The sequence below is a fragment of the Sulfitobacter geojensis genome (genome assembly GCF_000622325.1).
Taxonomy (GTDB): domain Bacteria; phylum Pseudomonadota; class Alphaproteobacteria; order Rhodobacterales; family Rhodobacteraceae; genus Sulfitobacter; species Sulfitobacter geojensis.
Genome location: NZ_JASE01000005.1, coordinates 974591 through 1001076 on the forward strand (window position 1 = coordinate 974591; position 26486 = coordinate 1001076).

Here is a 26486-nt window from a genome sequence, read left to right on the forward strand (position 1 = left end):
GGATAAACCGGAATGCCAACGATCCAACAGCTGATCCGCAAGCCGCGCCAGCCGAAACGCAAGACTTCTAAATCCATGCACCTTGAGCAGTGCCCGCAAAAGCGCGGCGTTTGCACACGTGTATATACAACCACGCCAAAGAAACCGAACTCCGCGATGCGGAAAGTGGCCAAGGTTCGCCTGACCAACGGTTTCGAAGTGATTTCCTATATCCCGGGTGAAAGCCACAACCTTCAGGAGCACTCTGTGGTTCTGATCCGCGGCGGTCGTGTGAAAGACCTTCCCGGTGTGCGCTACCACATCCTGCGCGGTGTTCTGGATACACAGGGCGTTAAAGACCGTAAGCAGCGTCGTTCCAAGTACGGTGCCAAGCGTCCGAAGTAAGTCACAGGCGGGGGCAACCCCGTTTCACCAACCGTTTGTATGGTGGGGCCGTGGCCTCACCCCCGCTAAGAGGAAGACACTCATATGTCACGCCGTCACGCCGCTGAAAAACGCGAAGTACTGCCAGACGCCAAGTATGGCGATCTGGTTCTGACCAAATTCATGAACAACCTGATGATCGACGGTAAAAAGTCCGTTGCTGAAAGCATTGTTTACAACGCCATGACCCGCGTTGAAGACAAGATCAAACGCGCACCGATCGAAGTGTTTCACGAAGCGCTGGAAAACATCCAGCCTTCCGTCGAAGTACGTTCACGTCGCGTTGGCGGTGCCACCTATCAGGTACCTGTCGAAGTACGCCCCGAGCGTCGCGTTGCGCTTGCGATCCGCTGGTTGATCAAAGCCGCCCGTGCGCGCAACGAGAACACCATGGAAGAGCGCCTTGCAGGCGAGCTTCTGGACGCTGTTCAGTCTCGCGGTACAGCCGTGAAGAAACGCGAAGACACGCACAAGATGGCCGATGCGAACAAAGCATTCAGCCACTACCGCTGGTAAAATCTCTGGATTGGGGGCTCGGATTCGCCGGGCCCTTGACCTTTTTCAAAGCATATTCCTGAGGAAGCTTTAAAATGGCACGCGACTACCCCCTCGAACTGTATCGCAACTTTGGTATCATCGCGCACATCGACGCGGGCAAGACCACATGTTCCGAACGTATCCTGTATTACACGGGCAAAGAGCATAACATCGGCGAAGTGCATGATGGTGCGGCAACAATGGACTGGATGGAGCAGGAGCAGGAACGGGGTATTACAATTACTTCCGCTGCGACAACCACCTTCTGGGAGCGCACCGAAGACGGCATGACACCGGATTCCCCCAAGCACCGCATGAACATCATCGACACGCCCGGCCACGTTGACTTCACCATTGAAGTTGAGCGTTCGCTGGCCGTTCTCGATGGCGCGGTTACTGTTCTTGACGGTAACGCAGGTGTTGAGCCACAGACCGAAACGGTTTGGCGTCAGGCCGACCGCTATAAAGTGCCACGCATCGTGTTCGTTAACAAAATGGACAAAATCGGCGCGGACTTCTTTAACTGTGTTGCACAGATCGAAGACCGTACCGGCGCGACAGCTGTGCCAATCGGCGTTCCAATCGGTGCCGAAACCGAGCTTGAAGGTCTGGTTGACCTCGTCACCATGGAAGAGTGGGTATACGAGGGCGAAGACCTTGGTGCGTCATGGGTGAAGCGCCCAATCCGTGCCGACCTGCAGGACATGGCCAAAGAATGGCGCGGCAAGCTGATCGAAGCTGCTGTGGAAATGGACGATGAGGCAATGGAAGCGTACCTGATGGACGGGGCTGAGCCCGACGTTCCAACACTGCGCAAACTGATCCGCAAGGGCTGCTTGTCCTTGTCCTTCGTCCCAGTTCTGGGCGGTTCCGCGTTTAAGAACAAAGGCGTTCAGCCGCTGCTTAACGCTGTTGTCGACTATCTGCCGAGCCCGCTCGACGTTGTTGACTACATGGGCTTTAAACCCGGAGACGAAGAAGAAGTTCGTGACATCCCGCGTCGTGCGGATGATGACATGGCGTTCTCCGGCCTTGCCTTCAAAATCATGAACGACCCCTTCGTGGGCTCGCTGACCTTCACACGTATCTACTCCGGTGTTCTGAACAAGGGCGATACGCTTTTGAACTCCACCAAGGGCAAGAAAGAACGTGTTGGTCGTATGATGATGATGCACGCCATCGACCGTGAAGAAATCACCGAAGCATTCGCGGGCGACATCATCGCGCTGGCGGGTCTGAAAGACACCACAACAGGTGACACGCTGTGCGCCGTAAACGATCCTGTGGTTCTGGAAACGATGACCTTCCCTGATCCGGTGATCGAGATCGCGGTTGAGCCTAAAACCAAGGCTGACCAAGAGAAGATGTCGACCGGTCTGGCCCGCCTGGCTGCCGAGGATCCATCCTTCCGCGTTGAGACTGACCTTGAGTCCGGTCAGACGATCATGAAGGGCATGGGCGAACTTCACCTCGACATTCTGGTTGACCGTCTGAAGCGTGAATTCAAGGTTGAAGCCAACATTGGTGCGCCTCAGGTTGCTTACCGCGAAACCATCTCTCGTGAAGCTGAAATCGTATACACCCACAAGAAGCAGTCGGGTGGTTCGGGCCAGTTCGCGGAAGTGAAGATGATCATCACGCCAACAGAGCCGGGCGAAGGCTACTCCTTCGAATCTCGCGTTGTTGGTGGTTCGGTACCCAAGGAATATATTCCGGGTGTTGAAAAGGGTATCAAATCTGTCATGGACTCCGGTCCGTTGGCGGGCTTCCCCGTGATCGACTTCAAAGTTGCGTTGATTGAAGGTAAATTCCACGACGTTGACTCCAGCGTACTGGCGTTTGAAATCGCGGCCCGCATGGGTATGCGCGAAGGCATGAAGAAAGCCGGCGCAAAACTGCTCGAGCCTGTGATGAAAGTCGAAGTGATCACACCGGAAGAATACACCGGCGGCATCATCGGCGACCTGACATCACGTCGCGGTCAGGTGCAGGGTCAGGACACACGCGGTAACGCGATTGCCATCGACGCATTCGTGCCACTGGCGAACATGTTCGGCTACATCAACACCTTGCGGTCCATGTCTTCGGGTCGTGCGAACTTCTCCATGCAGTTCGATCACTACGAAGGTGTGCCACAGGCGATCTCTGACGAGATTCAGGCAAAGTTTGCATAACCGGCAACATTAACAATCGGGGCGGCGGGGTGAACCCCGCCCTACCCACACTGTAGGGCGGGGTTCACCTCGCCACCCAACAAACCAAAAGGAGCCAACACCATGGCAAAGGAAAAGTTTGAACGTAATAAACCGCACGTCAACATCGGCACAATCGGCCACGTTGACCACGGTAAAACAACGCTGACAGCTGCGATCACCAAGTACTTCGGTGACTTCAAAGCCTACGACCAGATTGACGGCGCGCCCGAAGAAAAAGCACGCGGTATCACGATCTCCACCGCGCACGTTGAGTACGAGACAGAGACACGCCACTACGCGCACGTCGACTGCCCCGGCCACGCGGACTATGTTAAGAACATGATCACCGGTGCCGCGCAGATGGACGGTGCGATCCTGGTTGTGAACGCGGCCGACGGCCCGATGCCACAGACACGCGAGCACATCCTGCTCGGCCGTCAGGTTGGCATCCCGTACATGGTTGTTTACATGAACAAAGTGGATCAGGTTGACGACGAAGAGCTGCTGGAACTGGTGGAAATGGAAATCCGCGAGCTCCTGTCCTCTTACGAGTACCCTGGCGACGACATCCCTGTCATTCCTGGTTCCGCTCTGGCGGCGATGGAAGAGCGTGACGACAACATCGGTAAAGACTCAATCGTGGCGCTGATGGCAGCTGTTGACGAATACATCCCGACACCTGCACGTGCGGTTGACCAGCCGTTCCTGATGCCTGTGGAAGACGTATTCTCGATCTCCGGTCGTGGTACAGTTGTGACAGGCCGTGTTGAGCGTGGCGTGATCAACGTTGGCGATTCAATCGAGATCGTTGGTATTCGCGACACGAAAACAACAACTTGCACGGGCGTTGAAATGTTCCGCAAGCTGCTGGATCGTGGTGAGGCCGGTGATAACGTTGGTGTTCTGCTGCGCGGTATCGACCGTGACGGCGTTGAGCGTGGTCAGGTTCTCTGCGCGCCCAAGTCCGTGAACCCACACACCAAGTTCGAGGCAGAAGCCTATATTCTGACCAAAGAAGAAGGTGGCCGTCACACGCCATTCTTCGCGAACTACCGCCCACAGTTCTACTTCCGTACCACGGATGTGACCGGTACCGTTGCTCTGCCAGAAGGCACAGAAATGGTTATGCCTGGCGACAACCTGAAGTTCGACGTTGAGCTGATCGCGCCCATCGCGATGGAGCAGGGCCTGCGTTTCGCGATCCGCGAAGGTGGCCGTACTGTTGGCGCGGGCGTTGTGTCCAAGATCACTGAGTAAGCAACAACGCTCATGCGTCGTTGACGGTGCGACGCCTTGTGTCAGTGTCTTTTCCCCTTGAGAAAAAGATCACGAGAGCAAGGTGTCGGCACACAGAAGTTATAGAGAACAAAAGGCCGCTCCATTCGGGGCGGCCTTTTGCTTTTTTTAACGGTTCGTTAACGGTGTTGCGCCGAAGATTGGGGAATGAAGTTTACAATCGTCTTTCTTTTTGGCCTGCTTATTCCCTGCGTTGTTTCTCCGCAGGAACAGCGTTTGCAGCTTGGTGAAGTATCGACCGCCGACCTACTCTCTACATTTGTTGCTGTTCAGGATGAGTTTAGAGCGCGTGGTGTGTTGAAGTCGGGTAATAGTTTGACGGGGGACCTTGCCGAACACGCTTTCATCAAGGCGTTTGGCTGGAAACCGGCAACACGATCTCAGAAAGGGTTCGATGCAAATTCCGGTGGATCGAGGATCCAGATAAAGGCGAGGCGATTGTCTCGTTCCGGCGGAAATGAGCAGCTTGGCGCTATTCGTGATCTTGCCGGTTTCGACGTTCTTGCAGCGGTGCTGTTCGATAGACAATATCGCGTAGTCGTCGCATCACTTATCCCTGTGGATGTTGTCGTTCGAAAAGCCAAGTTTAATCAGTACACGAATTCTTATCGATTGATGTATGATGAAACTTTGAGATCAGATGAGGACGTTACTGACGTGACGCTGCGCCTGAAGGAAATAGGGTTCTGAACCTGACCTATTTCAGAAGAGAAGTCGCATAAAAAACCCTCTTGCCACCCACACCGACTCCCCCTATAGCAGCCCCAACACCAAGGCCGCGTTCAACACGCGGCCTTGCCCGTGTTACACATAAGACGCGAAGAGGGTGCCGGATGAGCCGACATCCTCCAATCCGTTAAAGCCCTGATTTAGGGATGATATATACATGGCACAAAGCCAAAATATCCGCATCCGGTTGAAGGCGTTTGATTACCGCGTGCTGGACACTTCCACACAAGAAATCGTCAACACCGCCAAGCGTACCGGCGCATCTGTTCGTGGCCCGATTCCGCTGCCGAACAAGATCGAAAAGTTCACCGTTCTGCGTGGCCCGCACGTCGACAAGAAATCCCGTGACCAGTTCGAAATCCGCACGCACAAGCGTCTGCTGGATATCGTTGATCCGACCCCCCAGACCGTTGACGCGCTGATGAAGCTCGACCTCGCCGCTGGTGTGGACGTCGAGATCAAGCTGCAGTCATAAACGTAGGAGGGTAATTGTTATGTTGCGCTCAGGCGTTATTGCAAAAAAGTTGGGCATGACCCGGCTGTTCATGGAAGACGGCAAGCAGATTCCTGTAACCGTTCTTCATCTCGATAACCTTCAGGTTGTTGCACAGCGTACCATCGAAAAGGACGGCTATGTTGCTGTTCAGCTCGGTGCCGGTACGGCAAAGGCAAAACGCACGTCTCAGGCGATGCGCGGCCACTTTGCAGCAGCAAAGGTTGAACCAAAGCGTAAAGTTGCAGAATTCCGCATTGATGCGGATGCCATGCTCGACGTTGGCGAAGAGATCATTGCGGATCACTATTTCGCAGGTCAGTATGTTGATGTTGCAGGCACGTCGATCGGTAAAGGTTTTGCCGGTGCGATGAAGCGTCACAACTTTGGCGGTTTGCGCGCGACACACGGTGTTTCCATCTCTCACCGTTCGCACGGTTCTACAGGCCAGTGTCAGGATCCCGGTAAGGTTTTCAAAGGCAAGAAAATGGCCGGTCACATGGGTGCTGCCCGCGTGACAACGCAGAACCTTGAAATCGTGAAAACCGACACAGCACGTGGTCTGATCATGGTCAAAGGCGCGGTTCCCGGCTCCAAGGGTGGTTGGGTGACTGTTAAGGACGCGGTGAAAAAGCCGTTCCCCGAGAATGCGATTGTTCCAGCCGCATTGGCATCTGCCGCACGTGAAGCCGCGAAAGCCGCTGAAGAAGCAGCCGCCGCCGCAGCCGCAGAAGCCGAAGCAGAAGCCGCACGTCTTGCTGAAGAGCAGGCAGCAGCCGAAGCAGAAGCGCTGAAAGCAGCCGAAGCAGAGATCGCCGCAGAAGGTGCCGATGCACCTGCCGCTGACGCAGACAAGAAAGAAGGTGACGCATGAAACTCGATGTCATCAAACTCGACGGCGCCAAAGCCGGATCGGTAGACCTGGACGAGGCCCTGTTCGGCCTCGAGCCACGCGCCGACATCCTGCACCGCGTTGTCCGCTGGCAGCGCAACAACGCGCAGGCCGGTACACACAAGGTCAAGACGCGCTCCGAAGTGAGCTACTCTACCAAGAAGATCTATCGTCAGAAAGGTACCGGCGGCGCACGTCACGGTGCACGTTCTGCGCCGATCTTCCGCGGGGGTGGTGTTTACAAGGGGCCGGTTGTGCGTTCTCACGGTCACGAGCTGACCAAGAAGTTCCGCAAGCTGGGTCTGCGTCACGCGCTGTCTGCAAAGATGAAAGCGGGCGAGCTGGTGATTATCGAGGATGCAACATCCGAAGGTAAAACAGCAGCATTGGCCAAGCAGGTCTCCAACCTCGGTTGGAAGCGGGCGTTGATCATTGACGGCGCAACCGTCAACGAAAACTTCCTGCAAGCCGCGCGCAACATTGAAGGTTTGGACATCCTGCCGACAATGGGCGCTAACGTATATGATATCCTCAAGCGTGACACTTTGGTGATCACGAAGGCGGGCATCGAAGCATTGGAGGCCCGTTTGAAATGAGCGCCAAGCACAACCACTATGACGTGATCCGCAAACCGATCATCACTGAAAAAGCAACCATGGCATCCGAGAACAATGCCGTTGTTTTTGAAGTGGCAATCGATAGCAACAAGCCAATGATCAAAGAAGCTGTTGAAGCGCTCTTTGGTGTCAAGGTGAAGGCCGTGAACACGACCGTCACCAAAGGCAAGGTCAAGCGTTTCCGGGGCCAGATCGGTCGCCGCAAGGACGTAAAAAAGGCCTATGTGACGCTTGAAGAAGGCAACACGATCGACGTATCCACGGGCCTGTAAGCCCAGCGTTATCGTTTTTTTGAAAGGCCCTCCGCAGATGCGGGGGGCCTTTTTCTTTGCCGTATGCCAGTGACTTGGGCAAGGCCGCCCCATCAGGTTGAACGGTGGCGGGGCAATATTCGCAAGACAGTTAAGGCGCGGCAGGAATGGTGCTTGCTATATAGGTAATAAAGGCGCATGTGGGCGGTGCGACGTTATTATATCTATCGGCATTACTGCTCCTTACGGCTCAGTCATACGATCTATCTACGGACTTAGCCGACCTGCCGCATCCTGCGGGCAGCATATTAAGGAATAATGACATGGCCAATGGCACAGTCAAATGGTTCAACTTAACTAAAGGCTTCGGCTTTATCGCGCCCGAAGGCGGCAGCAAAGATGTTTTCGTACACATCTCTGCAGTCGAGCAAGCAGGCCTGACAGGTCTGTCCGATGATCAGAAAGTTACTTTCGACATCGAAGCAGGCCGCGACGGCCGCGAGAGCGCGACAAACATCCAGCTGGCATAAGCGAGCCGCGCCTTTTCAAGGCGATGATGTAAGATTTCAGGAAGGGGCGTGGCATTCAGCTGCGCCCTTTTTCGTGCTGCCGCAAGGTTCGCGACTTTTTCGACCGAAATACGCATCTTCCTAAAGACATCGGTGATTCGGCTTGGTATCGTAAAGTTCTAGTTCTATCTTGTTATGGCGAAGACGGTATGTATCTGACTCAACTCGACAAATCCTCCACCAACTGTCGTTTCTACCGTATTGATTTGCTGCCCGGACTGTTTGGCGACTGGGCATTGGTGCGTGAATGGGGGCGTGTCGGCAGTACGGGGCAGTCGCGTACAGACTGGTTTGATGACGAAGCCGAAGCCAAAGATGCACGGTTCGAATTGCACATGAAAAAGGCCAAAGTCGGTTACGACTGATTGTCCCATGCGCCTGTTCTAGCCGCCGATGCGAAAGCCGCGCGACAAATGGTTGCGCATGGCAAACAGCAATACCGCGCCGGGCAGCATGGATGCCACTGTGACGGCCATCACCAGTCCGATGTCGGTTTGAAATCCGAACAATGCGTTCAACGCCATGCTGATCGGTTTGCCATTTGTGGTGGTCAGGATGCGGGCGAAAACGACTTCGACCCAAGAAAACATGAAGCAAAAGAAGGCGGTGACCGCGATGCCCGGTGCGATCTGTGGCAACAGGATTCCCCAGATGAAGCGGGGACGCGAATAGCCGTCAAGAAATGCGGTTTCGTCCATCTCTTTGGGGATGGCCGAGATGAAGCCTTGCAGCACCCAAATTGAAACCGGCAGGTTAAACAGGCAATGCGCCAGCGCGATTCCAAATACCGAATTCACAATGCCAAGCGCCGAGAACAACTGGAAGATCGGCAGGGTCAGCACAACCGGCGGGGTAATGCGAAACGCGATGAACGCAAGGAACAGATGGGTGTCGCCAGCAAAGGACATGCGCGAAAACGCATAGGCGGCGGGGATGGCGACCGGCACGGTGATGCAGATATTGATCAACACATAGGCGATGGAATTGACAAAGGCTGAACGCAAGGCTGGGTCGCTCCAGATCCCTGCGTAGTTGTGCAGGGTAAAGGAGCCGACCTCGACGGAAGTGGTGGGCAATGTCGCAACAAAGCTGATCAGCGTCATCTGCACCAGCGGCAGAAAGGTGAAGCCGAGAAAAGCGAGCAATGTCACGGTTTTGATCGCACCAAGATATCTGGCCATCCCGTTCACGTGGCACCTGCGCGATCTAGCTTGCCCTGCGCCTTGCTGAACAGCCATGCGACGCTGACGATGATCAGGAAGTAGATGACAGAGCGCGCAGCGGAGGGGCCGTAGTTAAAGGCTTTGATTTCCTCCCCCAGATCCACGGCCAGAAACAGCGTTGCACCATCCGGCCCGCCCGCGTTGATCGGAAACGCCTCTGTGTAGATCATAAAGGAATCCATGAACCTGAGCAGGATTGCCATCAGCAACACGTTCAACAGGCGCGGCAGCTGGATGTGGCGAAACACCTGCCACGGGCTGGCCCCGTCGATGGCAGCGGCCTGATAATAGGCTGCGGGAATGGTGGTCAGCGCACTGTAGCACAGGATCACCACAAGGCTGGTCCAATGCCAGACATCCATTGCAACGATCACCGCCCATGTATGGGGCGCAGAAAGCTTCCAGTCGTCGGGCCATCCGAGGTTTGGCAAGATCCGGCCCAAGATACCTGTCTCGGGGTTGAGCAGGCTGAGCCAAAGTGACGGGATCATGTTCCATGGCACCAGCAGCGGCAGGGCAACGAGGGCAAGTGTGATCCCGACCCAGAATTTACCGTGCGGAATGCACAGGGCGATGGCGATGCCCAATGGGATCTGGATCAACAGGATCAGCGCGCTGAACAGGGTGCTGCGGCCAAAGCTTGACCAGAAACGCGGAGCGCGGATGATCTCTGTGTACCACTCCAGTCCGACCCAGAACCGCGACTCCAGAATGAAGATTTCAAAGAAGGAATAGTTCACCACGGTCAGCAAGGGAACAAGACCGACCAGCCCCATAATCACCATCGCAGGTGCCACGAACACCCAACCTGAACGGTCTTGGGTTTTCATGGACGCAAGAGACACATCTGTAAGATCGCAGGAGTCACGACGTCACCACCTGAGTGCCCCAACTTTCGCAATTTGCGCTTAGGGCAGGGGCAAGTTTACCATCGGTGAACAAAATATCGACATCACGCAGGGAACAGATGGTCAGCGGTGCCTTGCGGGTAAACTTGTGTTGGTCGGCCACGATCATCACCTTGCGCGAGCGTCCGATGGCGGTGCTGCTAACCATGACTTCCTGCCCGTCAAAGTCCAGCAAATCACCGTCGGCATCAATCGCGGAGCACCCCAGGACGGAATAATCAAACTTGAATTGTTTGACCATATCGACGGTCAGCCCGCCGACAATCCCGCCATCCGCACGGCGCAACACGCCCCCGGCCAGAATGATTTCGCAGCTGTGGTTTTGGGCCAGAATATTCGCGATGTTCAGGTTGTTCGTCACCACCAGCAGGTTTTCGTGATCCAGCAATTCGCGCGCAACGGCTTCCGTACTGGTGCCGATGTTCATAAAGACGGAGGCCCCGTCCGGTATCGCCTGCGCACAGGCCAGCGCGATGGATTTCTTGCCCCCTTCGTTCAGCCGGCGGCGTTCCTCATAGACAATATTGACCACACCTGACGGGATCACCGCGCCGCCATGTACCCGTTCAAGCCGACCACTTTGCGCCAGATCAGACAGGTCGCGCCGGATGGTTTGCACGGTAACGTCGTAAAATTCGGCCAGCCCGTCCACAGTGACCTTGCCGTCCTTACGGGCCAGATCAAGGATCTCTTTTTGCCTGAAATTTGCGACCATCGTGTGCTCTCTGATTTTTGCATGCGCGGCCCGTTTGTGCGGGGCGCTGCGCCGTATTCTATGGCAGGTATCAATCAACAGTCCGCCCAAATCGTCAAGGCCGCGATTCGAATGCCTTGCTAAAACGCGGCCTATTTGCAGGAAGGCGAAAGAAAACTCCCATCATTTTCAGCAGCTTGTCCTAAAAGGAACATAAACGAACATTCGTTATTGCCATATTGCCGGATGTGGTGTTGTTTGGCCCCTAGCGTTGTCAGCAAGTGAACAGCGCAAGGTGAACGCGGGGGGGCTTCATTGGATCAGCGTGAAAACCACGACATCGTAGACCTGTTTGTCATCGGCGGCGGCATCAACGGATGCGGCATTGCGCGCGATGCGGTCGGACGTGGATTAAGTGTCGAGCTGGCCGAAATGAACGATCTGGCCTCTGCCACCTCATCAGCGTCAACCAAGCTGTTTCACGGCGGGCTGCGCTATCTTGAATACTGGGAAATCCGCCTTGTGCGCGAGGCGTTGATTGAACGTGAAACCTTGCTGCGGGCAATGCCGCATATTTCATGGCCGATGCGTTTTGTCCTGCCCTATCACAAGGACATGCGGTTTGAGGGCGACACGCCAACATCCAAAGTCCTGAGTTTTGTCATGCCCTGGATGCGCGGGCGTCGCCCTGCGTGGCTCGTGCGCCTTGGTCTGTTCATGTATGATAATCTGGGCGGGCGCAAAATCCTCAAGGGGACGACATCGATCAACCTGTCCGGCACGGCCGAAGGCGCGCCGCTGCAAGACCGGTTTGAAAAAGCGTATGAATACTCGGATTGCTGGATCGAAGACAGCCGTCTGGTGGCGCTGAACGCACGCGATGCGCAGGATCGCGGCGCAAAGATCAACGTGCGCACCAAAGTTGTATCGGCCCAGCAGGTCGACGGCATTTGGCAGATCACGCTTGAAGACACAGACACCGGCGCGCAGCGTGTCGTGATGGCACGCATGTTGGTCAACGCAGGTGGGCCATGGGTCGAAAACGTCATTCGCAACGCAGTGCGCATCAATTCATCCGAAGGCGTGCGTTTGGTGCGGGGCAGTCACATCGTGACCCGCAAGCTTTATGATCACGACAAATGCTATTTCTTTCAGGGCACAGACGGGCGGATCATTTTCACGATCCCTTACGAGAACGATTTTACCCTGATCGGCACCACCGATGCGGAACACACGGACGTCGCAACGAAACCTGTCTGCACACCTGAAGAACAGGATTACCTGATCGAATTTGCGTCGAAATACTTGAAAACACCGGTCAGCAAAGACGACATCGTTTGGACCTATTCCGGTGTGCGCCCGCTGTATGATGACGGCGCAACCTCGGCCACTGCGGCGACGCGTGACTATGTTCTGACACTGGACCAATCAGCAGGTGCGCCGATACTGAACGTGTTCGGCGGCAAGATCACCACCTATCGCCGGTTGGCCGAAAGCGCTTTGGAAAAAATCACACCGTTCTTTTCCAAAGACGACAAACCCTGGACCGCTGGGGTGCCTTTGCCGGGCGGGGATTTCCCTGTCGACGGGGTTGCCGCATTGATCGCGCAGCTTCAGGCGCAATACCCGTTTCTGGATACAGCTTGGGCCACCCGTTTGATCAAGGCCTACGGCAAGGATGCGTTCGAGGTGCTGGGCGAGGCGAAAACGGCACAAGATCTGGGGCAGAGCTTTGGATCCAACCTGACAGAATTCGAAGTGCTCTGGCTGGTTGAAAAGGAATTTGCCCGCCGCGCGGAAGACATCGTTTGGCGCCGCTCCAAGCTGGGTCTGCGCATGACGGCGCAGGAAATCAAACTACTGGATGACTGGATGGCGCAAGCTTTGGGCGTTGCCCGTCAATCAGAAACCGGGGAGGCGTAATGTCACTTGTCCTTGAAAACGTGTCCACCGTTTTGAACGGTCAGACCTTGATTTACCCCACTGACCTTGAACTGTCCTCGGGTACGATGAACGTGTTGCTTGGGCCGACGTCAGCGGGCAAGACGTCGCTGATGCGCCTGATGGCCGGGTTGGATGTCCCCACCAGTGGCAAGATTTTCTGGGATGGCAAGGACGTGACCGGCATGCGCGTGCAGGACCGGGGCGTTGCGATGGTATATCAGCAATTCATCAACTACCCCTCGATGAGCGTTTATGACAATATCGCCAGCCCGATGCGCCTGCTGGGCAAAACGGCGGATGAAATCGACAAGGCTGTGCGCACTGCCGCGGATCTGATGAAGCTTTCCCCGTTTCTGGATCGCAAACCGCTGGAGCTTTCCGGTGGTCAGCAGCAGCGCTGTGCGCTCGCGCGCGCTTTGGTGAAAGACGCGGGTCTGGTGTTGCTGGATGAACCACTGGCGAACCTTGATTACAAACTACGCGAAGAATTGCGCGCCGAGATCCCCAAGATTTTTGAAGAAGCCGGTTCAATCTTTGTTTATGCCACCACAGAGCCGGAAGAGGCGCTGCTACTCGGTGGTAACACGGCCACCATGTGGGAAGGGCGGATCACCCAGTTTGACAAAACGCCCGTGGTGTACCGCCAGCCGGTTGATGCGACAACGGCGCGGGTGTTTTCCGACCCGCCGATGAACTTTCTGCAAGTGCGCAAATCTGGCGATACCCTGTCCTTCGGGGACGGGCAAAGCGCGCCGGCCTTGGGGGCGTTTGCGGGGCTGGCCGACGGTGTGTATCTTGCCGGTTTCCGGCCCAACCACCTTGAACTGGATCACACAGGCACTGACGGTATGACGTTCAACGCGACCTTGCAGGTGACGGAAATCACCGGCTCGGAAACCTTTGTGCACCTTGATCATCACGGCGACACTTGGGTGGGTCTGATCCACGGGGTGAAGAACCTGGAAATTGGTGCGCCGCTTCAGGTCTATCTTGACCCGAAACATGTCTACATTTTTGCACAAGACGGCACATCGGTTGCGCCTGCGTCTTATGCGACGGCGGCCTGAGGGAGAACGGTCATGGCAAAAATCACCCTCGAAAATCTGGCACATTCCTATCTGCCCAACCCCAAGGGCGAAGACGATTTCGCGCTGAAGGAGCTGAACCACGATTGGGTGGACGGCGAAGCCTATGCGCTGCTGGGTGCGTCGGGCTGTGGCAAATCCACGTTGCTGAACATCATTTCCGGTCTGCTGCACCCGTCGCAGGGCCGTATCCTGTTTAACGACCAAGACGTGACAATGGCCCCCACAACCGAGCGCAACATCGCGCAGGTGTTCCAGTTTCCGGTGGTCTATGACACGATGACGGTGCGCGATAATCTGGCGTTCCCGCTGCGCAACCGCGGGGCTGATCCGGCCTATACCAAAGAACGCGTGCAACAGATCGCCGCGATGATCGGCATGGAAGACACGCTGAACCACAAGGCGCGCGGGTTGACGGCGGATGCGAAGCAGAAAATCTCGCTGGGCCGTGGCATGGTGCGCGAAGACGTGAACGCCTTGCTGTTTGATGAGCCGCTGACAGTGATTGACCCGCATATGAAATGGGAACTGCGCACACAGCTGAAATCCCTGCATCACGAATTTGGCCACACGATGATCTATGTGACCCATGACCAGACCGAGGCGCTGACCTTTGCCGATAAGGTGGTGGTGATGTATGATGGCCGCGTTGTGCAGATGGGCACGCCGCAGGAATTGTTTGAAACGCCGGAACATACCTTTGTCGGTTACTTCATCGGCTCGCCCGGCATGAATGTGCTGGATGCAGAAGTGAACGGCGACAAGGCGGTGCTGGCAGGGACCCAGATCAATCTGGGCAAAGGGTTTGGCCCGCTGTCAGGCAAGGTTGAACTGGGCGTGCGTCCGGAATTCACGTCACTTGCGACGGGGGATCAGGGGCTGCCGGTCACCATCAAACGTGTCGAAGATGTAGGCCGCCACAAGATTGTGCGCGCCGATTTCAACGGAACCGAGGTGAACGTCCTTGCCCCCGAAGGGGCCGAGATTTCACCCGATATGAACCGTGTGGTTTTCGATCCGGCGGGTGTGAACGTTTATTCCGACAGCTGGCGCGTCGCGCCAAAGGGGGCTTGATATGAACAAGACCGTCAATCAAAAGGCATGGTTCCTGATCCTGCCGGTTCTCGTGCTGGTCGCCTTTTCGGCTGTTATCCCCCTGATGACAGTTGTAAATTATTCGGTGCAAGACACGTTCGGCAACAACCAGTTCTTCTGGGCGGGCCTTGAGTGGTTCGAGGAAATGCTGGCATCTGAGCGGATGTGGAATGCGCTCGGGCGTCAGATTACGTTCTCGGCGATCATCCTTGCCATCGAAATTCCGCTGGGAATCTTTGTTGCGCTGAATATGCCCAAATCGGGCTTCTGGGCGTCGCTCTGTCTGGTGTTGATGTCGCTGCCGCTGTTGATTCCGTGGAATGTGGTCGGCACGATTTGGCAGATTTTCGGGCGCGTCGATATCGGCCTGTTGGGCTATACGCTCGCTGCTTTGGGCATTGATTATAACTATACCCAAGATTTCTATGCCGCGTGGATTACCGTCATTGTGATGGATGTCTGGCACTGGACATCGCTGGTCGCGCTGTTGGCCTATGCCGGCCTGCAATCCATTCCCGACGCCTATTACCAAGCGGCCAAAATCGACCAAGCCAGCCGCTGGAAAGTGTTCCGTTTCATTGAGCTGCCCAAAATCATGGGCGTGCTGATGATCGCGATCCTGTTGCGGTTCATGGACAGCTTTATGATCTACACTGAGCCATTTGTGGTGACTGGCGGCGGACCCGGCAACTCGACCACCTTCCTGTCGATTGATCTGGTCAAGATGGCGCTGGGACAGTTCGACCTTGGCCCCGCCGCTGCATTCTCGATCATGTATTATCTGGTGATTTTGCTGGTGTCTTACGTGTTCTACACCGTGATGACGAACCTTGATAAAAGGGATGGCCACTGATGTCTGATGTCGCCCAAACCCAAGCCCGCCGTATGCCCCGTATCAAAGGCAATGTTGTGGTGATGGGGCTGTACCTCTTGTTCTTGCTCCTGCCAATTTACTGGCTGGTGATGATGAGCCTGAAAACCAATTCAGAGATCCTGAACACCTTTACCCTGTGGCCGCGTGATCTGACGTTTGACAACTATCTGACGATCCTGACGGATGCGTCATGGTACACCGGCTATCTCAACTCGATGGCCTATGTGGTCATGAACATGGTGATTTCGCTGCTGGTGGCGCTGCCTGCGGCCTATGCGTTCAGCCGCTACACCTTTATGGGGGACAAGCATTTGTTCTTCTGGCTGCTGACCAACCGGATGGCCCCGCCTGCGGTGTTTGCCCTGCCGTTTTTCCAGCTTTACAGTTCGGTCGGCCTGTTCGACACCCATATCGCCGTCGCCTTGGCGCATTGTCTTTTCAACGTGCCGCTGGCGGTCTGGATCTTGGAAGGGTTCATGCGCGGCGTGCCCAAGGAGATTGACGAGACCGCCTATATCGACGGCTATTCCTTTCCGCGGTTTTTCATCAAGATTTTCACGCCTCTGGTTGCTTCTGGCATCGGTGTCACCGCGTTTTTCCTGTTTATGTTCTCATGGGTGGAACTGCTGCTCAGCCGGACGCTGACATCGGTTAACGCGAAACCCATTGCCGCCACCATGACGCGTACTGTGGGCGCTGCCGGTATCGACTGGGGCGTGCTGGCCGCGGCCGGTGTGCTGACGATCGTGCCGGGCGCTTTGGTGATCTATTTTGTCCGCAACTACATCGCCAAGGGTTTTGCCCTGGGGAGAGTGTGATGGCAGAGTGGACGGTGGCTAATCTTGTAGCGATTTATGGAGCCATGTTATCAACCATCATCGCGGTAACTGCAGCACTTCGTTGGTTATTACAGGGACCAAAGGCTTCTGTAAGTGTCTTCAATCCAAATGAGTTCTGGACCAGAGATCGACACTATGGATTTGTGGTTTCGAATGCTGGCTCGCGCCCTTTCGTAGTTCAAAGTGTACATGTTAGTTTTCATTCAAGTCTAAAGGGCAGAGATACAATAGGGCCGATCGAGCGTTATGATCAATCGTCCCAGATGAGCCCTTCATTCAAGAAGGAACGTGACCCGCATAAAGAAAACACTGTGAGGTATGTGCCAAACGTGATCGCCCAAGGTGAAGAGTATACTGCAATTTCGACACCGCCTGAGGAGTTCGAACCCAGCAGGCATTGGATTCGGGTCGTGGCTTATGTGCGGAATTCAAATCGAAAATTTGTTGGTTGGGCATCGCCCGTAGAAAAAGAGGACCTCTGATGGACTGGATGGCATGGACTTGGCCGACCGCCGCATTCTTCGGCATCATCGCGGCCACGCTGGTGACTTTCACAGTGCTGGCAATCAAATTCCCCGAGGCACCGCGCAGCGGTATCTTGCGGATCGAAACAACACGTGGTGACCGGCTGTTCATCACGCTGCTGGGCTCTGCCTTTATCAATCTGGCATGGCTTGGCTTACTGGATGCGCCGCAATGGGGTGCGTTGGTTGTTTGTCTGTTTTACGCCATTGCGGTTTTCCGCTGGGTGTAATCGAAAAGGCAGTCCGGCACGCAAGAACCGGATCGCCTTCATTACTATCATTTTAGGGAGGAACCAGAATGAACTTGCGACTTAAGGGAACCACAGCGATTGCGCTGGCGACATGTATGTTCGCCGCACCCGCCTTTGCTGACATGGATGCCGCTAAGGCATTTCTCGACAGTGAAATCGGCGATATGTCCGTGCTGTCACGTGCAGATCAGGAAGCGGAACTGCAGTTTTTCGTCGACGCAGCCAAACCGTTCGAGGGTATGGAGATCAACGTTGTCTCCGAAACCATCGGCACGCACACCTATGAATCCACCGTGCTTGCGCCTGCATTCGAAGCGATCACCGGCATCAAGGTCACACATGACCTGATCGGCGAAGGCGACGTTGTTGAAAAGCTGCAAACACAAATGCAGTCGGGCGAAAACATCTATGACGCCTATATCAACGACTCCGACCTGATCGGTACGCACTGGCGTTACCAACAGGCGCGCAACCTGACCGACTGGATGTCCGGCGAAGGGGCGGCGGTTACAAACCCGAACCTTGATCTGGAAGATTTCATCGGCCTGTCCTTCACCACCGGCCCCGATGGCAAGGTGTACCAACTGCCCGACCAGCAGTTCGCGAACCTCTACTGGTTCCGCTACGATTGGTTCAACGACGAACAGAACAAAGCGGATTTCAAAGCGAAATACGGCTACGATCTGGGTGTGCCAGTCAACTGGACGGCTTACGAGGACATTGCGGAATTCTTCACCGGCCGTGATCTGTCACGTCTTGGCGTTGAAGGCGAAGTCTTTGGCAACATGGACTACGGCAAGAAAGACCCGTCACTGGGGTGGCGTTACACTGACGCGTGGCTGTCCATGGCCGGTGCCGGCGATGTGGGCGAACCCAACGGTCTGCCTGTTGACGAATGGGGCATCCGTGTGAACGAAAACTCACAGCCTGTGGGGTCCTGCGTTGCGCGCGGTGGTGCCACCAACGGACCAGCAGCTGTCTATGCTGTGACCAAGGCAATCGAATGGCTGGAAAAATACTCTCCGCCCGCCGCTGCCGGTATGACGTTCTCTGAAGCGGGCCCAATTCCTGCACAGGGTAACGTTGCACAGCAGATGTTCTGGTACACCGCATTCACTGCGGCGTCCGTAGAGCCTGATCTGCCTGTGATGAACGAAGATGGCACGCCAAAGTGGCGCATGGCACCTTCGCCACACGGTGCATACTGGACCGAAGGCACCAAGATTGGCTACCAAGATGCCGGTTCCTGGACCCTGATGAAATCAACACCTGTTGATCGCGCTCAGGCGGCCTGGCTTTATGCCCAGTTCGTGACATCGAAAACTGTCGACGTGAAGAAAAGCCATGTTGGTCTGACGTTCATTCGTGAATCCACGATCCAGCACGAAAGCTTTACCGAGCGTGCGCCCAAACTGGGTGGTCTGGTTGAATTCTACCGTTCGCCCGCGCGCGTTCAGTGGTCGCCAACCGGCACCAACGTGCCTGACTATCCAAAGCTGGCACAGCTGTGGTGGCAGAACATTGGCGACGCGATGTCAGGTGCGAAAACACCTCAGGAAGCACTGGATTCACTTTGCGCAGATCAGGAAAAAGTTCTGATCCGTCTGGAGCGTGCCGGTGTTCAGGGCGATATCGGTCCGAAGATGAACGAAGAAAAAGATGCCGAGTACTGGCTGTCCCAGCCCGGTTCGCCCAAAGCGAAGCTGGCGAACGAGGACGAAGAACCAGTTACGATCGCTTATGACGAGCTGATCAAATCCTGGCAGTAAGCCATTGATCCGGGGCCAGTGCGCTGGCCCCGGGACGCCCCCCATTTCCCCAAAATTTATACGTCCCCGAAGGTGGTCAGATATTCGCTGACACGCACACCAAACCGGCGTTGAAACGCCCGCTGCATCCGTTGCAGATCCCCGAAACCGCTGTCCTGTGCGACCTGTTTCAATGGCAGCTTTCCCTGCAACAATCCGCGCGCATGATCGACCCGCACCCGTTCTACAAACTGGGCAGGTGTGACTTGTAAATCCCGTTTGAAGTGCCGTGACAGGGTGCGAGCATTCATGCCCGCTGTATCCGCCAGCATTTCCAGCGACCACTCCAGGTGCGGGTGCGTCACCACTTGTTCAATCAATCGGGCCAAGGCGTCATCCGCTGAAAATTGACCGGCCAGATGGAGGGCATATTGGCTTTGACCGCCGGTGCGGCGCAGTTGCACGACCAGTTCGCGCGCCACGTCCAACGCAGCGGCTGCACCGCAATCAGCGCGGATGATCGCCAGCGCAAGGTCGATCCCGGTGACCACACCGGCAGAGGTAAAGACCCGCCTGTGCGTTGTGCAAATCCGGTCCAGATCCCACAAGACATCTGCGAATTTGCGAACATCCGCAGCGCGGGACCAATGGGTCGTGGCCGCAAGCCCGTCGAGCACCCCCGCAGCGGCAAGGACCAAGGCACCGGAGCAGACGGAGATCAATCGACCGTCACCTTTATGTGCGGCGCGTTGCTGGACAATCCGACGTAACCTTTGATCCGGTACCAAGGCGTCCACGCCAATGCCGCCGGGGATCAACAGGTCATTGGAGGGCGAAGCGTCGTCAAGCTGTGCCTCGGCCTGCAACGTAAGTCCGCAACAGCTGCGGACCGGCTTTGCGTCAAGGGAGACATACCGCATTTTGTATTTCCGGCGGGTGTTGACGCGCGCGGTTTTAAAAGTCTGCACAGGGCCTGCAACATCCAGAAGGTTCATATTCTCGTAGAGAAGCACGTCAATATTGCGCGCTGTAACCGGGGTGTCCATTTTTGACGACCTTTTGACATATCAGACATAATGCATCTGTTTTACATCCTGATGTGTCAACCATTTCCGAAAGAGTTCTTCCCATGTCCTCCCTGTTCTTCGCTCGAAACGGCAACTTTCTGGGGCTGCTTGCAGCCAATACAATTCTGGGTGCTGCGATGCCGATGCTGATCATCCTCGGCGGGCTGGCCGGATTGATGCTGGCCCCGAGCACGGCGCTTGCGACCTTGCCTGCGTCACTTCAGACATTGGCCGGCCTGTTTGCTGCGGCACCTTTCTCCTTGTTGATGGGCCGGCTTGGCCGGAAGGCGGGGTTTGTCATTGGTGTTGCAGCAGCGATCATCGGTGCATTGGTGGGCTTCTGGGCGATGCTCACCGGCAGTTTTTTTCTGCTCTGCCTCGCGCATCTGGCTTTGGGGGCGGCACTCGCCTGTTTCCAGTTCTTTCGCTTCGCGGCGGCAGAGGTGGTCAGCCCCGAATGGCAGCCGGTGGCGATTTCGCTGATGTTGACCTCTGGGTTGGTGGCGGCCTTTGGCGGACCGCAGGTATTTATCATTGCCAAAGATGCTTTTGCCCCTGTGCCCTTGGCGGGCGCCTACGTGGCGATTGCCGTCGTTTCCGTGATCGGGCTGCTGCCGCTTGCCTTGGTGCGTATGCCGAAAACCACGCCTCCGACCAAACAGGGGTTTCGCGACCGCTTGGCCTCGCTTTGCGTGTTGCGGCGGGGGCCGGTGCGCAAGGCTGTGGCCATTGGCGCGGTATCGCAGGGGATCATGGTGTTTCTGATGATCCCCACGCCGCTGGCGATGGTGGGCTGCGGGTTTAGCGAGGCCACGTCAGGCGATGTGATCCGTTGGCATGTGGTGGCCATGTTCGCCCCCAGCTTTTTCACGGGTTTCCTGATCAAGCGCTATGGCACCCAACACATCGCGCTTGGGGGGCTGGCCTTGCTGATCCTCTCTGCGCTTGTAGCTTTGAGCGGCCTTTCAGGCGGGCACTTTTACATCTCGCTCATCCTGTTGGGGCTTGGGTGGAACTTTGGCTTTATTGGCGCGACGAATATGTTGACCCGTGCCGTGAGCGAAGCGGAAAGACCCGTGGTGCAGGGGGCCAACGACACGGTGGTCGCGCTGGCCTCGACAATCTGTGCCTTTGCGGCAGGGGCAATCGTAGCCGGATACGGCTGGACGGTTCTGGCTGTGGTGGCGCTGATCGTTCTTGTGGTCGCCTTGGGGGCGCTTGCCATGCCGGCCCGTCAAGCCGCCGTCTGATCAGCCGCACAACCATATCCCTTGCCCCACCATCCTGTTTCCTTCATATTCAAATAATAGAATTATTGGAGGGGTGTCGGGATGGCGGTTTCAAGACGAAAGTTTCTTGCAGGGGCGGCAGGCATGGTGGCTGGTCAAAGCCTGATGATGATGCCCGCGCCGGCCCATGCGCGGATTGCATTGGGTGATATCCAGCTTGACGTGGTCAGCGACGGCTCGCTCACTTTGCCGGGCGGCTTTATCTTTGACCCGATGCCGCAAGCCGAACTGTTGCCGATCCTTGAAAACCTTGGCCAATCGGCAGAGGTGCTGACCCCGCCGTGCAACGTCACGCTGATGCGCCAAGGGGAGCGGGTCGTGCTTTTCGACGTTGGATCTGGACCGGATTTCGCGCCGACTGCCGGTGACTTGCTGGCCTCGCTCGAGGCGCTGGATGTTGCGCCTGACGATGTGACCGACGTTGTATTCACCCATGCCCATCCCGACCACCTGTGGGGTGTGCTGGATGATTTTGACGATCCGTTGTTTTCACAGGCCCGCTATATGATCGGACAGGCCGAGTGGGACTATTGGACCAACCCCAACACGGTCGATCAGATCGGCGATGCGCGGGCGTCTTTTGCCGTCGGGGCCAAACGCCGGCTTGATATGATCGCGCAGCAGATCACGTTTTTCACGGATGGGGCGGAGATCCTGCCCGGCGTCGCGGCCCGCGCCTGCTTTGGCCACACGCCCGGTCATATGGCTTTTGAGGTGCGGCAGGGGAGCGAAGCGGTGATGATTTTGGGTGACAGCATCGGCAATGATCACATCGCTTTCGCACGGCCCCAGTGGCATTCCGGATCAGACCAGGACCCCGAAACCGCAGCGCAGACACGGCTGTCCCTGATGGATCAGCTGTCGCATGAACAGACCCGCGTGATCGGGTATCACCTGACCGGAAACGGTGTGGGGTATGTCGATAAAACATCAACCGGCTATGCCTTTGTGAAGGAGGGATAACCATGCGACTGCTTGCCCTGATCTGTTCTTTGATCGCTCTACCAGCCTTGGCCAGCGAAGATATAGCGGATCAATATCCCGCTTCACTGCTCTATTCCAAACCGGTCGAAGTGATCCCGCATGTCTTTTCCGCCATCGGGGCCACCGCGCCGCCCACGTATGAGAATGCGGGTCATAACAATAACCTGAGCTTTATCATCACGGGTGACGGTGTGGTCGTGGTGAATGGGGGCGGGTCGTATTTGCTCGCCAAAGCGCTGCATGAGGAAATCAAAACCATGACCGACCAGCCGGTCAAACTGGTGTTCAATGAAAACGGTCAGGGCCACGCTATGCTGGGCAATTCTTACTGGGCAGAGCAGGGTGTGGAAATCGTGGCTCATGTGGAAGCTGCGGAAGAGTTCGAGGCGCAGGGCGGTCAATCGCTGCGCGCGGCGCAGGCCCGCCTCAAGGAACGTGCCGATCAGACCACCGTGGTGCTGCCGACAAAAACCTTTGATGATCGGTATGTTGTCGAAATGGGGGGGATGCAGATCGAAGCGCGCTACCTTGGCCCCGCGCACAGCCCCGGCGATATTGTGATCTGGTTGCCGCAGCAAAGCCTCGTGATTTCCGGCGATATGGCATTCCACGAACGCATGTTGCCAATCTTTGAGCACACGATGACGGCTGATTGGGTCGAGACTTGGGAGACAGCGTTCGAACCTCTCGAAGCCACCTATGTCATCCCCGGCCACGGCCATCCCACCAACATGGATCAAGTGCGCCGCTATACCCGCGACTATCTGGTCTATCTGCGCGGGAAAGTCGGCGCGCATCTGGAAGAGGGCGGCGATCTGGCCGATGCGTTCTATGTCGACCAGACGCCTTACGCGCATCTCGATACATTCGAGGAACTGGCAACCAAAAACGCCGGCCGCGTCTATGAGCAGATGGAGTTCGAATAGCGCGGGTCGCCATGAACCGTTCATCAGGATGAGCACCCGCGCAAACCACTGACCAGCGCCCATGGGCGAGGGCGTGTTGATCTGCGTCAAAGCGTTTGATGGGCGGCAAGGGTAAGGATTTGCAACCCCAGCGGAGCGTAGGTGCCATGGAAAATCTGATTGATCGTTTCGGTGATGGGGCTGTCGTGTTCGCGCTGGCCCTGTTCATCGGCATGGTGTTCGGGGCGGCCGCACAGCATTCGCGGTTCTGTTTGCGGGCGGCCACGGTCGAGTTTTCTCACAACATCTGGGGGCCGCGACTTGGCATCTGGCTGGTCGCCTTCAGTGCGGCGGTCTTTACGGTGCAAGGTGCCATCGCCACGGGGTATCTGGATGTTTCAAACGCCCGCCAGATTGCAGCACAGGGCAGCTTGTCCGGCGCGATCCTAGGCGGGCTTATGTTCGGCTCCGGCATGATCCTCGCGCGGGGGTGCGCCAGCCGATTGCTGGTTTTGTCGGCCACGGGCAACCTGCGGGCCATTGTCACCGGACTGGTGCTGACCCTAACAGCACAGGCGTCCTTGCGCGGGGTTCTGTCGCCCTTGCGCGAAAGCCTAGGCGGGATCTGGGCAATCAGTGGTGGCCCGTCGCGTGACCTGCTGGCGCACATCGGCATTCTGCCGCGCACGGTTGCTTTGATCGCGGGGGGCTGTCTGGTGGTGGCCGTCGCCTTTGCACTTTACCGCGGAAACGCCAAAAGCCGGACGGGCGCCGCCGTGATTGTCGGCGCAACGATTGCGGCCGGTTGGGTGGCCACCTATGCGGTTGCGCAGAATTCGTTTGAGGTGGTGGCGATTTCATCCATCACCTTTACCGGCCCTTCGGCGGATACTTTGATGGGGTTCGTCAATGAACGCCAATTACCGCTGAGCTTTGGTTCCGGCCTCGTGCCCGGTGTCTTTCTGGGTGCGCTGCTGATGGCCGTGATCACAGGGGAGGCCCGCATACAACGCTTTGAGGCGCAGATGCCGATGGAACGGTATCTGGTGGGGGGCGTCCTGATGGGGTTCGGCAGCATGTTGGCCGGCGGCTGCGCTGTAGGCGCAGGCATGACGGGGGGCGCGATATTCGCCCTGACCGCGTGGCTGGCGCTTTTGTCTATGTGGGTCGGGGCGGTCGCCACCCAGCTTGTCGCGGACGCCCGCGCCGGGGCAGGGGCGGCGGCCCCGCGCCCGCAGTCCTGATCGCTAGTTTCCGATCGCTTCCTGTGCGATTTCATCCAGCAGGGCCTGAACCTCTTGCATCGCGCCTTCAGGATAGTTGCGATAACCGACCATAACCTTGCCTTCCCGTTCCGCGACAAAAATGCCGTAGGGGCAGTGGGCAATGTTCATCGGATCGGCTTCCATGACTTTGCGCGACAGAACCGCAGAGCAGAACACAAAGATATCTGCCGCTTCAAACAGTTTCACATCGCTGCCGACGTCCCCTGCGGTGCGGTTCAGCATCTCGCCGGTGTGACTGACATAATCAATGACCAGCCCCTTACCGACAATCGCGCTTTCCACACTGAAAGTCGCATCATCAAAACTGCCGTCAAAGTCATAAACGGTCGCGCCGTCTTGCGCTGCTGCAAATCCTGCGCTGATCAGGGCCAGCACGCCACCCAGTAGAAGTGATTTCATGTCATCGTCTCCTTATGTGTGAACCTTAGCGCGATAATGGCGCTGCGGGGTTGATCCGTGTCAAATCCGCAGCACCTTTCGTTATCCGAACATATCCGCAGTGATGCCCGCGTACCAGCCTTTGGATTCCTCATAGGTCGCGCGGCGCAGGTCGGCGCTTTCTCCGGTGGCAGAGATAAACCCGTCAACCTTGGCAATCTTTTCCTCTGTTGCCTCGTAAGTAGCACCGACTTTGACGCCATCATTGGTGTCGATCAGCGACCAGCAGGTGTTGGAGAACTTGGCCGGAAATACCTTTGAACCGGTCAGTGCACCGCGCACTGCATTTGCGCAGACTTTCGCCTGTGAATTGGCCGAGAAACCGGATTTGGGCATATCGCCCTGACTTGCCGCGTCGCCAAGAACATAGATGTCACCGTCGGCTTTGCTGGACATATCCGCCGCGTTCACCGGGGCCCAATTGCCATCTGTAACGCCTGCAAGCTCCGCAATCCGTCCTGCTTTCATCGCGGGGATGACGTTACAGACATCGACGGATGTTTCCTCGCCGTCGATGGTCACGGTCATCGCGTTTGGATCGACGGATACATTGCCGCCGCCGAAATCCTCGCCGATCCAGTCGACCATACCTTCGTAATGGTTCGCCCAACCTTCCTGAAACAGCCCCTGTTTGGAAAACTTCGCCTTGGGGTCCGCAACAATGATCTTGGCCGTCGGGTTGTTTGCCTTGAGGTAGTGCGCCACCATCGACACGCGCTCATAAGGGCCGGGGGGACAGCGGTAGGGATTTGGCGGTGCGACCATGGCAAAGGTGCCGCCCTCGGGCATCGCCATCAGCTGCGCCTTGAGCAGCTCGGTTTGTGATCCGCCCTTGTAGGCGTGGGGCATGGCGTTTTGCGCCGACAGATCCCACCCTTCAACCGCGCCATCGACAAAGTCGATACCGGGGGAGAGGATCAGTTTGTCATAAGGTACCGAACCGCCACCGGCCAGCGCCACAGTTTTGGCATCCCGGTCCACACCCGTGGCCCAATCATGCACGACATTCACGCCACCCGCGGCCAAACCGCCGTAGCTGTGACCCAGATCATCGATTTCCTTGAAACCACCCAGATAGAGGTTCGAGAAGAAACAGGTGTAATACATCCGCGTTGGTTCGATCAGCGTGACGTCGATCTCGCCTTTGCTGTCTTTGGCGATGTAGCGCGCTGCGGTTGCCCCCCCCGCGCCGCCGCCGACAACGACGACCCGCGGTTTGCCGTGACCGGCGGCAAATACGGATGGTGCAGCAAGCGTCGCGGCCGCGGCAGCACTGGTGCCGATAAAGACACGTCTATTGAGTTTCATGTTTTTCCTCCCAGAAAACGGC

The 26486-nt window shown here is 56.6% G+C and carries 29 protein-coding genes; 23 read left to right on the forward strand and 6 right to left on the reverse strand.

All coding sequences use genetic code 11. From position 1 onward, the window contains the following. Window positions 1-12 precede the first annotated feature (12 nt). The 11 genes from rpsL (at window position 13) to Z947_RS0106860 (ending at window position 8367) form a co-directional block, all read left to right on the forward strand. On the forward strand, window positions 13-384 hold the full coding sequence (gene rpsL / locus Z947_RS0106810; protein ID WP_025043561.1) for a 30S ribosomal protein S12: 372 nt from the start codon (window positions 13-15) through the stop codon (window positions 382-384). An 84-nt stretch (window positions 385-468) separates the two neighbouring features. Further along, window positions 469-939, forward strand: coding sequence for a 30S ribosomal protein S7 (rpsG, locus tag Z947_RS0106815; protein ID WP_025043562.1), 471 nt, complete (start codon window positions 469-471; stop codon window positions 937-939). Window positions 940-1013: 74 nt separating this feature from the next. Next, the gene (gene fusA / locus Z947_RS0106820; protein WP_025043563.1) at window positions 1014-3134 is read left to right on the forward strand and encodes an elongation factor G; all 2121 of its coding nucleotides are present in this window, start codon (window positions 1014-1016) and stop codon (window positions 3132-3134) included. Window positions 3135-3236: 102 nt separating this feature from the next. After that, window positions 3237-4412 (forward strand): elongation factor Tu, encoded by a 1176-nt coding sequence (gene tuf / locus Z947_RS0106825; protein WP_025043539.1) that lies wholly within the window; start codon window positions 3237-3239, stop codon window positions 4410-4412. A gap of 186 nt (window positions 4413-4598) precedes the next feature. Then, the gene (locus Z947_RS0106830; RefSeq protein WP_156026630.1) at window positions 4599-5141 is read left to right on the forward strand and encodes a hypothetical protein; all 543 of its coding nucleotides are present in this window, start codon (window positions 4599-4601) and stop codon (window positions 5139-5141) included. Window positions 5142-5337: 196 nt separating this feature from the next. Further along, on the forward strand, window positions 5338-5655 hold the full coding sequence (rpsJ, locus tag Z947_RS0106835) for a 30S ribosomal protein S10 (protein ID WP_011567658.1): 318 nt from the start codon (window positions 5338-5340) through the stop codon (window positions 5653-5655). 19 nt (window positions 5656-5674) lie between these two features. After that, complete coding sequence (gene rplC / locus Z947_RS0106840; RefSeq protein ID WP_037938761.1) at window positions 5675-6547, forward strand: 50S ribosomal protein L3; 873 nt, start codon at window positions 5675-5677, stop codon at window positions 6545-6547. Continuing rightward, window positions 6544-7161: a 50S ribosomal protein L4 gene (gene rplD / locus Z947_RS0106845; RefSeq protein WP_025043566.1), complete on the forward strand. Its 618-nt coding sequence runs from the start codon at window positions 6544-6546 to the stop codon at window positions 7159-7161. The genes rplC and rplD overlap by 4 nt, the downstream gene beginning before the upstream one ends. Continuing rightward, the gene (locus Z947_RS0106850) at window positions 7158-7454 is read left to right on the forward strand and encodes a 50S ribosomal protein L23 (RefSeq protein WP_025043567.1); all 297 of its coding nucleotides are present in this window, start codon (window positions 7158-7160) and stop codon (window positions 7452-7454) included. Before rplD ends, Z947_RS0106850 begins: the two co-directional genes overlap by 4 nt. A gap of 302 nt (window positions 7455-7756) precedes the next feature. Next, window positions 7757-7963 (forward strand): cold-shock protein, encoded by a 207-nt coding sequence (locus tag Z947_RS0106855; protein WP_025043568.1) that lies wholly within the window; start codon window positions 7757-7759, stop codon window positions 7961-7963. Window positions 7964-8151: 188 nt separating this feature from the next. Continuing rightward, window positions 8152-8367, forward strand: coding sequence for a WGR domain-containing protein (locus Z947_RS0106860; protein WP_025043569.1), 216 nt, complete (start codon window positions 8152-8154; stop codon window positions 8365-8367). An 18-nt stretch (window positions 8368-8385) separates the two neighbouring features. Here Z947_RS0106860 and Z947_RS0106865 read toward each other — a convergent pair whose 3' ends face one another. The 3 genes from Z947_RS0106865 to Z947_RS0106875 are packed head-to-tail and all read right to left on the reverse strand — an operon-like array spanning window position 8386 to window position 10848. After that, complete coding sequence (locus tag Z947_RS0106865; RefSeq protein WP_025043570.1) at window positions 8386-9183, reverse strand: carbohydrate ABC transporter permease; 798 nt, start codon at window positions 9181-9183, stop codon at window positions 8386-8388. 5 nt (window positions 9184-9188) lie between these two features. After that, the gene (locus tag Z947_RS0106870; RefSeq protein ID WP_025043571.1) at window positions 9189-10055 is read right to left on the reverse strand and encodes a carbohydrate ABC transporter permease; all 867 of its coding nucleotides are present in this window, start codon (window positions 10053-10055) and stop codon (window positions 9189-9191) included. A 34-nt stretch (window positions 10056-10089) separates the two neighbouring features. Further along, window positions 10090-10848, reverse strand: coding sequence for a DeoR/GlpR family DNA-binding transcription regulator (locus Z947_RS0106875; RefSeq protein WP_025043572.1), 759 nt, complete (start codon window positions 10846-10848; stop codon window positions 10090-10092). Between the two features lie 294 nt (window positions 10849-11142). Here Z947_RS0106875 and glpD point away from each other — a divergent pair, with 294 nt between their 5' ends. The 8 genes from glpD (at window position 11143) to Z947_RS0106910 (ending at window position 19208) form a co-directional block, all read left to right on the forward strand. Beyond that, window positions 11143-12750 carry a glycerol-3-phosphate dehydrogenase gene (gene glpD, locus Z947_RS0106880; protein WP_025043573.1) on the forward strand — a complete coding sequence of 536 codons (1608 nt, stop codon included), beginning with the start codon at window positions 11143-11145 and terminating at the stop codon, window positions 12748-12750. Further along, complete coding sequence (locus tag Z947_RS0106885) at window positions 12750-13838, forward strand: ABC transporter ATP-binding protein (RefSeq protein WP_025043574.1); 1089 nt, start codon at window positions 12750-12752, stop codon at window positions 13836-13838. The genes glpD and Z947_RS0106885 overlap by 1 nt, the downstream gene beginning before the upstream one ends. A gap of 12 nt (window positions 13839-13850) precedes the next feature. Next, a complete protein-coding gene (locus Z947_RS0106890) occupies window positions 13851-14930 on the forward strand; it encodes an ABC transporter ATP-binding protein (protein WP_025043575.1) in 1080 nt (359 codons plus the stop codon). Window position 14931: 1 nt separating this feature from the next. Continuing rightward, window positions 14932-15804, forward strand: coding sequence for a carbohydrate ABC transporter permease (locus tag Z947_RS0106895; RefSeq protein ID WP_025043576.1), 873 nt, complete (start codon window positions 14932-14934; stop codon window positions 15802-15804). After that, window positions 15804-16643 carry a carbohydrate ABC transporter permease gene (locus Z947_RS0106900; protein WP_025043577.1) on the forward strand — a complete coding sequence of 280 codons (840 nt, stop codon included), beginning with the start codon at window positions 15804-15806 and terminating at the stop codon, window positions 16641-16643. Before Z947_RS0106895 ends, Z947_RS0106900 begins: the two co-directional genes overlap by 1 nt. Further along, on the forward strand, window positions 16643-17146 hold the full coding sequence (locus Z947_RS22040; RefSeq protein WP_156026631.1) for a hypothetical protein: 504 nt from the start codon (window positions 16643-16645) through the stop codon (window positions 17144-17146). Before Z947_RS0106900 ends, Z947_RS22040 begins: the two co-directional genes overlap by 1 nt. Beyond that, the gene (locus Z947_RS0106905) at window positions 17146-17418 is read left to right on the forward strand and encodes a DUF2160 domain-containing protein (protein ID WP_025043578.1); all 273 of its coding nucleotides are present in this window, start codon (window positions 17146-17148) and stop codon (window positions 17416-17418) included. The genes Z947_RS22040 and Z947_RS0106905 overlap by 1 nt, the downstream gene beginning before the upstream one ends. Before the next feature lie 68 nt (window positions 17419-17486). Next, the gene (locus Z947_RS0106910; protein ID WP_025043579.1) at window positions 17487-19208 is read left to right on the forward strand and encodes an ABC transporter substrate-binding protein; all 1722 of its coding nucleotides are present in this window, start codon (window positions 17487-17489) and stop codon (window positions 19206-19208) included. A gap of 56 nt (window positions 19209-19264) precedes the next feature. Here the strand turns inward: Z947_RS0106910 and Z947_RS0106915 are convergent, their stop codons facing one another. Then, complete coding sequence (locus tag Z947_RS0106915) at window positions 19265-20233, reverse strand: GlxA family transcriptional regulator (protein ID WP_025043580.1); 969 nt, start codon at window positions 20231-20233, stop codon at window positions 19265-19267. Between the two features lie 83 nt (window positions 20234-20316). Here Z947_RS0106915 and Z947_RS0106920 point away from each other — a divergent pair, with 83 nt between their 5' ends. The 4 genes from Z947_RS0106920 (at window position 20317) to Z947_RS0106935 (ending at window position 24676) form a co-directional block, all read left to right on the forward strand. Next, window positions 20317-21504, forward strand: coding sequence for an MFS transporter (locus tag Z947_RS0106920; protein ID WP_025043581.1), 1188 nt, complete (start codon window positions 20317-20319; stop codon window positions 21502-21504). Between the two features lie 81 nt (window positions 21505-21585). Beyond that, complete coding sequence (locus Z947_RS0106925; protein WP_025043582.1) at window positions 21586-22506, forward strand: MBL fold metallo-hydrolase; 921 nt, start codon at window positions 21586-21588, stop codon at window positions 22504-22506. A 2-nt stretch (window positions 22507-22508) separates the two neighbouring features. Then, the gene (locus Z947_RS0106930; RefSeq protein ID WP_025043583.1) at window positions 22509-23453 is read left to right on the forward strand and encodes an MBL fold metallo-hydrolase; all 945 of its coding nucleotides are present in this window, start codon (window positions 22509-22511) and stop codon (window positions 23451-23453) included. 146 nt (window positions 23454-23599) lie between these two features. Next, the gene (locus tag Z947_RS0106935; protein WP_025043584.1) at window positions 23600-24676 is read left to right on the forward strand and encodes a YeeE/YedE family protein; all 1077 of its coding nucleotides are present in this window, start codon (window positions 23600-23602) and stop codon (window positions 24674-24676) included. Between the two features lie 3 nt (window positions 24677-24679). Here Z947_RS0106935 and Z947_RS0106940 read toward each other — a convergent pair whose 3' ends face one another. Both Z947_RS0106940 and Z947_RS0106945 read right to left on the reverse strand, forming a co-directional pair. Further along, the gene (locus Z947_RS0106940) at window positions 24680-25117 is read right to left on the reverse strand and encodes a DUF302 domain-containing protein (RefSeq protein ID WP_025043585.1); all 438 of its coding nucleotides are present in this window, start codon (window positions 25115-25117) and stop codon (window positions 24680-24682) included. Window positions 25118-25198: 81 nt separating this feature from the next. Beyond that, complete coding sequence (locus Z947_RS0106945) at window positions 25199-26464, reverse strand: NAD(P)/FAD-dependent oxidoreductase (RefSeq protein ID WP_025043586.1); 1266 nt, start codon at window positions 26462-26464, stop codon at window positions 25199-25201. Window positions 26465-26486: the final 22 nt, after the last annotated feature.